Here is a 4,427-nt window from a genome sequence, read left to right on the forward strand (position 1 = left end):
ACGGCCGCTCGAACGGCCTCATGGCGCCCAATCCGGCCGCCCAGCAGGCGTTGCTGGAGCGGGCGTACGCACAGGCCGGACTCGCCGCGGAGCACGTCGACTACGTGGAGGCACACGGCACCGGCACCCCGCTGGGCGACCCGATCGAGGCGGGGGCGCTCGGCGCGGTCCTCGGCGCGGGGCGCGACCCCGACCAGCCGCTGCTGCTGGGGTCCGCCAAGGGCAACCTCGGCCACCTGGAGTCCGCGGCGGGCGTCGCGGGCCTGGTGAAGACCGTGCTGGCCCTGCACCACGACAGCATCCCGCCGTCCCTGCACTGCGAGCAGGGTGCTTCCCTCACCGATCCCCGGCTGCGGGTGGTGACCGAGCCGGAGCCCTGGCCCCGTTACGGCGGCACCGCCCTCGCGGGGGTCTCCGGGTTCGGCTTCGGCGGCACCAACGCCCATGTGGTGCTGGAGGAGGCGGCGTCCGGGGTGCCGCCGGCCGACGAACCGGCCGCCCGTCTGCACCTGCTCTCCGACCTCGACGCCGAGCGCCTCCGCGACACGGCGGGCCGGCTCGCGGGCCGCCTGCGCGACAGCCCCGCACGCCCCGCCGACGTGGCCCGGACCCTGGCCGGGCGCACCGGCCGAGGTCCCGTGCGCGCCGCGGTGGTCGCCAGCGACGGTGCCGAACTGGCCGACGCCCTGGACGCGTTGGCGGCCGGGCGCCCGGACGCACGGGTGACGACCGGTGACCGCGACCGCGTCGGGCGGGGCACGGTGTGGGTCTTCTCCGGATACGGCAGCCAGTGGCCCGGCATGGGGCGCCGGCTGCTCGCCGAGGAACCCGCCTTCGCCGCCGCCGTCGAGAAACTCGACCCGCAGCTCGCGCCGGAGTGCGGCCTGTCCCTGTACGACAGGCTGTCCTCGGGTGAGGGTCTGGACCGTCTGGAGGTCGCCCAACCGGTGCTGTTCGGGCTGCAGTTGGCGCTCGCCGAGCTGTGGCGGTCCCACGGGGTCGAGCCCGCCGCCGTGATCGGCCACTCCATGGGCGAGGTGGCGGCCGCCGTATGCGCGGGCGCGCTGGACGTGACGGACGGGGCGCGTGTCATCGCCGTACGGGCCCGGCTCCTGAGCGGACTGCGAGGCGGCGCGATGGCCGTGGTGGACCTGGACGACACCGAACTGGGCTCTTTTGAACAGGACTTCCCGGATGTGCATGTCGCCGTGCACTCCTCTCCCCGGCAGAAGGTCGTCACGGGTGAGGAGGCGGCGGTGGCCCGGCTCGTGCGCCGGCTGGAGGGGCAGGGCCGGGCCGCCAGGGCCATGCGGGTCGTCGGCGCCGGGCACTCACCGCAGGTGGAGGGGCTGCTGCCGGAGCTGGTGGAGGCGCTGTCCGGCATCCGGGGGCGACGGCCACGTGTCCCGGTCCACTCCACGGTCCTCGACGACCCGCGTGGAGACTGCCTCTTCGACGCCGCGCACTGGGCGGCCAACCTGCGCAGGCCCGTACGGCTGGACCGGGCCCTTGCGTCGGCCGCCGCCGAAGGCCACACCGCCTTCGTCGAGATCTCCCCCCACCCGGTGCTGACGGGGGCGGTAGCCGACACCGTGCCCGGCGCCCTCGCCCTGGCCACCCTGCGCCGGGACGCCGACGGGTCGGAGGCGTTCGCCGGGCAGCTGGGCGCCCTGTACACGGCGGGACAACGGCTTCCGGTGCCGCCGGGACGGGTCATCGACCTGCCCTTGCCCCGGTGGCGGCACACACGGCACTGGTGGACGGACGGCCGGGTGGCGCACCCCACCCCGCAGCCGCCCGCGGCTCCTCCCGGCGCAGTGACCGAACCCTCCTCGGTCCTGGCCCGCCTGACCCGTCACATCGCCACCGTCACCGGCCACTCCCCCGCCCGTATCGCTCCGGCCACCGCGTGGACCGACCTCGGGCTGGACTCGCTGATGGCCGTCCGGGTCCGCACGGCGGTGGAGCGCGAGTTCGGCATCGAACTGCCCCTGCGCGACCTCTTCGCCGCCGTCACCGTCGAGGACGCGGCCACCCGCATCGAGCGTGCTCTCCCCCGCCGCGACACGCCGGTGCGGCCGCTGCGTGCCACGGGCTCGCGGCCCCCGCTGTTCCTCGTCCATGCCGCCGGCGGCCCGGTCGGCGTCTACCGGACGCTCACCGAACGCCTCGGCGACGACCAGCCGGTGTACGGGCTGGAGCGGATCGAGGAGGCCCGGACGGTGCCCGAGAAGGCGCGGCGCTACGCCGAGGCGATCAACACCGTCCACCCCGACGGCTCCTTGCTGCTGGGCGGTTGGTCCTTCGGCGGATTCGTCGCCCAGGAGACCGCGCGGCAACTGACCGCCGCAGGACGGGAGGTGCGGCTGGTGGTCCTCATCGACTCCGTACGGCCCCTGCCCCGCCCGGGCCTGACACGGTCCGACCGGGTCCGGGCGCACTTCGAGGGCTTCGCCCGGCACGTCGCCGACGTCCACGGCGTGCGCCTGGAGTTGCCGTACGACGAACTGGTGGCCGTCGAGGACGACGCCGCCCGGATCGACACCGTGCTGCGGGCCCTGCGTGAGGCCGCCGACGTGCCGCCGGCGGCGCTGGAGCACCAACGGGCCTCCTATCTGGACATGGGCATCGGCGAGTCGCACACCCCCGCCACCCATGACGGGCCCGTGCTCCTCTACCGGGCCACCGAGCCCGCCCCGCACACCGTGCGCGACCCGGCGTACGAGCGGGACGACCCGGCGCTGGGCTGGGACGAGGTGTGCCCGCGCCTTCAGGTGGTGCCGGTGTCCGGTCACCACCTGTCGCTGCTCGATCCGCCGCACGTCGACGAGATCGCCGCCCATCTGAGCCGGACGCTCGCCGAGCCGTCCCCCTGACATGGAACCCGAGGAGCCGTCATGCCCCACCTGCCGCAGAAGCCCGCTGCCGGAACGTCCCGGCGCGCCGTCGCCAAAGCGGCGGCCGCCGCCGGTCTCGCCGTGCTGTTCGGCACCGTGGCCGGCACTGCCCCGGCCCGCGCGGCCACCCGGGTGGGACCCCGCACGCTGGACGTGTCCGTGCCCTCCGCCGCGCTCGGCCGCAGCGCACCGGTGCGGCTGATCCTGCCGTCCGATTTCGGTACGCGCCCGGAGAAGAGGTACCCGGTGCTGTACCTGCTGCACGGCGCCCACGACGACTACACGTCCTGGACCCGCGAGACGGACATCGAGGCGTTCACCGCGGGCCGCGACCTGATCGTGGCGATGCCGGACGCCGGCCCCACCGGCATTCCGAGCGTCTGGCGCGACGGCCCGGATTACGAGACGTTCCAGGTGAAGGAGGTGCCGGCGCTGCTCGCCCGGGACTACCGGGCCTCCGGCGTGCGGGCGGTCGCCGGGGTCTCCACCGGCGGCTACGGCGCCATGGCCCACGCGGCCCGCCATCCCGGGGTGTTCACGGCGGCGGCCTCCTACAGCGGCATCCTCGACACCACGGCCCCCGGTGTTCCGGCCCTCATGGACGCGATCGTGGCTCGCGAGAACCTGCCGGCCGCGTCCCTGTGGGGCAATCCGCTGCTGAACCTCCTGACCTGGCGGGACTTCAACCCGCGTGCCCGCGCCACCGGTCTGCGCGGCACGGCGCTGTACGTGTCGCAGGGCAGCGGAGTCGGCAACGGCGGCGACCCGCTGCCCGGGATACTGGAGAGCGCCCTGTGGCCCTCGGCCCAGGGCTTCGCCCGCACGCTGGCCCTCATGGGCATCCGGGCCACCACGCACTTCCACGGGGGCGGCGGGCACGACTGGGCGCACTGGAAGCCGGAGTTCACCGCCTCGTGGCCGGTCCTCGCCCGTGCGCTGGGTGTGCCCGAGTGACGGGGGTGCCGTCGGGGCACGGAACGGAGCGGAGGGGTCGTCCGTCCAACCCAGGACTCCCCACTCGTCCCACAGGCACCAGCCCGCGGGTGAGCCGCTTCCGGTCGAAAGGAGTGCCCGTGATGGCTGTGCCCACCCCGCACGGCGTGCCGGACCGCCCCACCGCGCCGCAGGTCCCGCCCGAGCTGGCGGAGCTGCTGCGGGCCAATCTGGCAGCCGTCGCCGACGAGGTGGAGGAGGAGGTCCGCCGCCAGGTCCCCGAGTACGCCCGGCCCGCCGACGGCGCGTACGGCCAGAACCTGCGGTCCGGGGTGGTGCAGGCGCTGACGCTGTTCGTCGACCACATCGCCGACCCGCGTGACGACGGGGGCGCGATCGCGGCGACGTACTACGAACTCGGGCGGGGCGAGGCCCTGGAGGGACGCAGCCTGGACGCGCTGCAGTCCGCGCTGCGGATCGGCGGTATGCGCGCCTGGCGGCAGATGGGCCGCACAGCGGAGGAACTCGGGCTGGACTCCACGGTCGTGGCCGCGCGGGGCGGGCCCGAGGCGGGGGGTCCGTCTCGGGGGCGTCCCG

At 75.2% G+C, this 4,427-nt stretch carries 3 protein-coding genes; all 3 read left to right on the plus strand.

The window, feature by feature from the left end:
* Positions 1-2,876, plus strand: a 2,876-nt coding sequence (locus ABT116_RS39990) for an acyltransferase domain-containing protein (RefSeq protein WP_351644867.1), incomplete at its 5' end; no start/stop codon positions are given.
* A 21-nt stretch (positions 2,877-2,897) separates the two neighbouring features.
* Complete coding sequence (locus ABT116_RS39995; protein WP_351644870.1) at positions 2,898-3,851, plus strand: alpha/beta hydrolase; 954 nt, start codon at positions 2,898-2,900, stop codon at positions 3,849-3,851.
* Between the two features lie 122 nt (positions 3,852-3,973).
* Positions 3,974-4,427 (plus strand): PucR-like N-terminal domain-containing protein (locus ABT116_RS40000; protein WP_502984020.1); only part of this gene is annotated, 454 nt, incomplete at its 3' end.

The organism is Streptomyces sp. NPDC002130 (assembly GCF_040296465.1).
In the GTDB taxonomy this organism is placed as follows: Bacteria; Actinomycetota; Actinomycetes; order Streptomycetales; family Streptomycetaceae; genus Streptomyces.

Excerpts from the sequence above, each read along its gene's own strand:
- ABT116_RS39995 (WP_351644870.1), top strand. The coding sequence starts at position 2,898 with ATGCCCCACCTGCCGCAGAAGCCCGCTGCCGGAACGTCCCGGCGCGCC.